The organism is Ruoffia tabacinasalis (assembly GCF_042652985.1).
GTDB lineage: Bacteria > Bacillota > Bacilli > Lactobacillales > Aerococcaceae > Ruoffia > Ruoffia tabacinasalis.
The window spans coordinates 1-4,875 of the sequence record NZ_JBHSHQ010000040.1 but is presented as its reverse complement, the minus strand read 5'-3'; the positions used below and the strand labels follow the sequence as shown (position 1 = coordinate 4,875).

Genomic DNA, 4,875 nt, shown 5'->3' with positions numbered 1-4,875 from the left:
TTAAGCGGTGAAACTAATATTTCATCGCTTAACTTAACATAATTAATTACTTCTCATAAGATGAATGGCTACTGATGGATTTATCTTTAGAAGATAGTGTCCATGTATTTGAGATTATTGAAGCACGATTAAAACAAACTTCTACCATATTCTGTTCACAATTTTCACCTGAAGGTTGGCATGAGAAGATTAAACATACTCAGTTAGCTGACGCGATTCTGGATCGCATCAAGCACAATTCTCACCAAATCTTAGTCGATGGCGAAGTATCTATGCGGGAGCGCCATGGTCTGGAAAGCACGAAATGATTCCGATTGAAATTAAAACTCGAATTGTTTTTTTACTTGCGGTATACCTTTTAGAAGATATTGGCTTACATCTATCCTCATTACTACTACCTTATTACTTAGACGACGAAGGACAGCCTTCGGCTGACGGGATGGATAATTTGGCCATTGAGTTATTTAAACAAACTTTGAGAGAATACAAATAAACTATTATCTTGTTTAAGATCAAGAACAGAGCTCATGATGTGTTCTGTTCTTTTGATTTTATGGCTTCTTCGATAAATTAATAGGATGGACGATACTTTCCGCACTCAGTGGACGATTACTCCGCATTTACCGGACGAAAGTTCCGCACTAGTGGACGAAACCCATCGCCGTACTCACAGAAGACATGAAAAAAGCACATCTCAACCTGTTCCCGTGATTAACTAGCTCAAGCTTTAAAAAAGTAAAATCAAAACTTTCCTCATTATAAATTGAATTGGTTTTGATTTTACTTTTTTTATTCAGACAATTTAATATTTGATAAACAGCTGGCCATTTTATTAGTAAAGATGGCACTAAAAAGAAAACTAACAATAATTATTCCTTTGTAAATTATTATTGTATATCATCAAGCTGAATTATCTTATCAATGTATGCTTCAGTGTCCTGATTTATATTATGTGAAATCATGATAACCATTAATTCTGGATCTTGTAATATAGTTGATTCAATCAGTTTTTTATTGCGTTCATCTAATGCTGAGGTTGCTTCATCAATTAATAAAATTCTAGGTTTCCTCAATAGTCCTCTCGCTATGGCAAGTCGTTGCTTTTGTCCTCCTGAAAAATTTTTCCCCCCCTCTGTGACCATATAATCGAGTCCTTCGTCATTACTATAAACAAAATTGTAAGCGTTAACTCTCTCTAAAACTTCTATGATCTCTTCCTCACTGTATTCTTCTCCTAAAGTAAGGTTTTCTTTAATTGTTCCCGTGAATAGGGTTGATGTTTGATCTAAATAAACAACTTGATTCCATACATCAGGTAAATTTAATTCTTTTAAGGGAAAGTTATTATAAAATATTTTTCCACTATAACTTTCATAAAGACCTGCAATACATTTCAATAAAGTAGATTTACCAGAACCACTTTCTCCAATGATTACATATTTATTAGGAAATTCAAAAGTTAAATTAATATCATTAAATATACTCATGTTTTCATCATAATTAAAAGATAATTTTTCAGATTTAATACTTTGTATTTGATCGGTCAAGGCTACTGAGGCTGTGTTATAATCTTGTTCATTTAGCCAATCAAATTCAGATAATTTAATTGTTATTGGTTTAGAAGAATTGTACGTCACAATATCATTAAAAACTCCTAAAGAAGAGCTAAAGAAAACTCCTACTAAATTAGCTATTGATAGAATTGCTCCTGGATAAACGGCATTATTTATGACTAAATAGACTGTAAACATCAAAGTTCCAATTTGAAATAGAATATTAATTGCCGAATTTATTCTCATAATTAAGTCTTTTATAAACTGAAATTTCAACTTATCTTGCTCTAAATTATTAGATTCATTGTTTATTCTATCTCTAAATTTTTTCATTAAATTATTGGTTTTAAAAACGATATAATTGGAGAATGTTTCATTTAAAATTCCTACAAAAGCTTCTTGTCGGTTTGACACATTATTTGAATATTTTCCAATTATTGGTTTTGTTATATTCGGAATTATAAGCATTATAAAGGTTGATGCTATTGTAAAATAGGCTAAGTATGAATGCATCGATGTTATTGCTATGAACGAAAATAGCATTTTTAGCATATTCCCCATTAATGAAAAAATGCTTAGTAAAGCACTCTCATCAAAACGTTCAATGTCATTAGTCAGCCTAGATATATAATACCCTGTATTATTTCTAGTATAATCTCTGTACTTTAAATTTGAAATATCATGGGTGTAAGTCTTCCTTATATCAACATTAATAACTTTTAGAGTGTATGCAATCATACAATCTAGTATATAATTAATAGCAATTGACAATATCCAAATAGAAATAATGAAGAAACTATTTCGAAACAACAGTTGAAACGAAGTTTGTTCTAAGCTCTCATATAGTAACCCAAGAGAATAACCTGCATAAACACTTGAAGCAGAAGAACAAACCGTTAAAATCAAAATAATTATTAAATAAATAGGGTGTTTTCTAAAAATTTTCACAGTACTATCCGCTCCTCGGTATTGTCTATAAAAAATAAAGGATTTATTTTTCTATTATTTATAATTCGATCAATAATTAATAACACTCCAGCAGATCCTTCTGCTATATCAAAACAAAGATAATTTAAAGTTCGATTGGGTAATTCCCACTTATTATTATTTTTCACAGCATAACGTAAACATTCCCGTAAAAGATTTACCGATTCTTCATAATAACTAGCCTCATTTAAAAATAAGTAGCAGTCATATAATGCATTAGCAATCCCTGCTAAACCTCTGAATAGAGAAGGAGAGGTATGATGTTTTATCAATAAAGTATCTGCAATTCTTCTACACTGTTCCTTATAGTCTTCTTTTCCTGTAACTTTATAATATCTCGCAAGAACTGTTAAGATACCCGCGCTTCCATCAATAAAATATGGCGACAAAAAATCATTACTATCAGCTTCAGTAGAGAGAAGTAACGCACCAGACTTATGATGGTATATATACTCCATATCATACTCTAGAAAAAACTCACCCATATATAAATACTTTTCATAGTTTGTGACCTTATATATCTCTAAAAGAAATAATGAAATTCCTGTTCTTCCTTTTTTAAAGCCTATATCAGAACATAAATCTATATTTCTTATAATATAATCAGCGATTTTAATTGAATTTTTCTTATAATGTCTTTTTCCGGTTTTATTATAAAAATATATATTAGCTAATCCAATTCCTGCTAAACCAGAGTATAAAGATAAATTTGAACTTTCAGTTACTGTAGAAGGGAAAATTTTTTCTGCATCTTTTAAAAAGCCCATTTCTGATAGCTTCCAAGCAATGCCACTTCTTCCGGTGTATAAACCTTCAGGGCAATACTTACTCTCACTAATGACAGTTTCAATATCTTGCATATCGTTACTACTGACTTCATTCATTTTAAATTTTGTGTAAGCAATACCTAAAAGACCATTACTAAAATTGTAAGGGTTATCAATAATATCTGAAGTAGAATATACATCTGACAATGATTTTTCTCTATAACTATTTATCCCATTTAATAAAGGTTTTACTGAGTATTTTACTTCATCAATTTTTTTCTTTAAAGAGGTATTGTTTTCAATTACATTAATTTCCAACTCATTAAGAATTTCCTTTATTTCAGATAGGTTTTCTTTTATCTCTTTAGTCGATGGTCGATTAGCATGGTCCGCATCAATTAAACTATAAATTAATTCTTTCAATTCAATAGGAAAAGTATAATTTGAAAAGAGTTGCTGTATAACATCCTCTATTTTGCTTTCATCTAATAAGTACAAGCGGTTTCGGTTAATCAGACAACTTAATAAAAGAAGTCCAATGGAATAGATATCTGACTGGAAGAAATTATTACTAGTAATTTCTTCTGTATATTCAAACGTTTGTGATGCTAAATTAATTTCATTTATATTTATACTACTCTCAAGATCAATCAAATAAACTTTATGGTCTTCAGTAATCATTACATTGTTTGGAGATAAGTCTCCATATATGTATCCATAATCATGGATACATTCTAATATGTCTGTTATCTGTATAAATATATCACAAATTTTTATTAAATATTCATTCCATTTTTTTCCATTAAAGTCAACATCTAGAATTGGTGTTTCATCCATGTAAAAATTGTAGAGTGTTTTACCATCAATAAATTCTTCAACTAAAAAATAATGCTCCCACTGTTTATAAAAATCAAGAGCTTTAGGAACATTAGTATGCTTAGAGAAAAAACTCAACAGATTATATTCTGATTTTAGTCGATCAGTCCCCATAATGCCATTTGGAAAATAGTTAATATAGGAGCGCGCTTCTTTTATAATCACATTTTCTCCATTAATATCCTCAGCTAAATACACCCCACCCAAATTTGAAAATTTTAGAGCTTTTTTAAACACATAATCATTAGGGCTTTCTTGTTCATTGCTAGCCTTATAAGATATGATTTCATCCTGACCTTTTGGAGGAGAATAATATGCCAATCTGTTATCTACAATATATTCATTGTCGCTATCTAATATTAAGTATTCTTTTTTTCCTTCATCATCATATCTGATTATTTCTTTAAAGCCTCCATACCTATAATATAAAACGGCACAATCTTTATATCTCCTATCACTTAATACATATGGCCCTTCAAAATCTTTTAATTTAAAATAAAGTACTTCAAGTAACTCTATAAATTGTTCTTCATTATTCGGGTAAATAGTAATAAACTTCCCAGCACCCACTCTTGAGAAATTCTTTTTATACATTATATTTAATAGTTCAGTATTTTTTACATGATGAATTGTAAAATTAAGTGCGACAAATAAAGAAACCCATAACAGGTTCGTGTAAAATGTTAGTAACG

Annotated in this window: 4 protein-coding genes; 2 read left to right on the top strand and 2 right to left on the bottom strand. The window is 29.7% G+C overall.

Annotation, left to right across the window (positions count from 1 at the left end; translation table 11 throughout):
- The first annotated feature begins 71 nt into the window (after nt 1-71).
- Together ACFO5Y_RS06830 and ACFO5Y_RS06825 are read left to right on the top strand one after the other, a co-directional pair.
- The gene (locus ACFO5Y_RS06830) at nt 72-308 is read left to right on the top strand and encodes an ATP-binding protein (RefSeq protein ID WP_331459544.1); all 237 of its coding nucleotides are present in this window, start codon (nt 72-74) and stop codon (nt 306-308) included.
- Nucleotides 305-493 carry a hypothetical protein gene (locus tag ACFO5Y_RS06825; protein ID WP_197105347.1) on the top strand — a complete coding sequence of 63 codons (189 nt, stop codon included), beginning with the start codon at nt 305-307 and terminating at the stop codon, nt 491-493. Before ACFO5Y_RS06830 ends, ACFO5Y_RS06825 begins: the two co-directional genes overlap by 4 nt.
- Before the next feature lie 394 nt (nt 494-887).
- Here the strand turns inward: ACFO5Y_RS06825 and ACFO5Y_RS06820 are convergent, their stop codons facing one another.
- Both ACFO5Y_RS06820 and ACFO5Y_RS06815 read right to left on the bottom strand, forming a co-directional pair.
- Nucleotides 888-2,501, bottom strand: a complete 1,614-nt coding sequence (locus ACFO5Y_RS06820; protein WP_197105346.1) for an ATP-binding cassette domain-containing protein — start codon at nt 2,499-2,501, stop codon at nt 888-890.
- On the bottom strand, nt 2,498-4,875 hold a 2,378-nt coding region (locus tag ACFO5Y_RS06815; RefSeq protein ID WP_380706390.1), incomplete at its 5' end, for a class III lanthionine synthetase LanKC N-terminal domain-containing protein. The genes ACFO5Y_RS06815 and ACFO5Y_RS06820, both read right to left, overlap by 4 nt.

Excerpts from the sequence above, each read along its gene's own strand:
- ACFO5Y_RS06825 (WP_197105347.1), top strand. The coding sequence starts at position 305 with ATGATTCCGATTGAAATTAAAACTCGAATTGTTTTTTTACTTGCGGTA.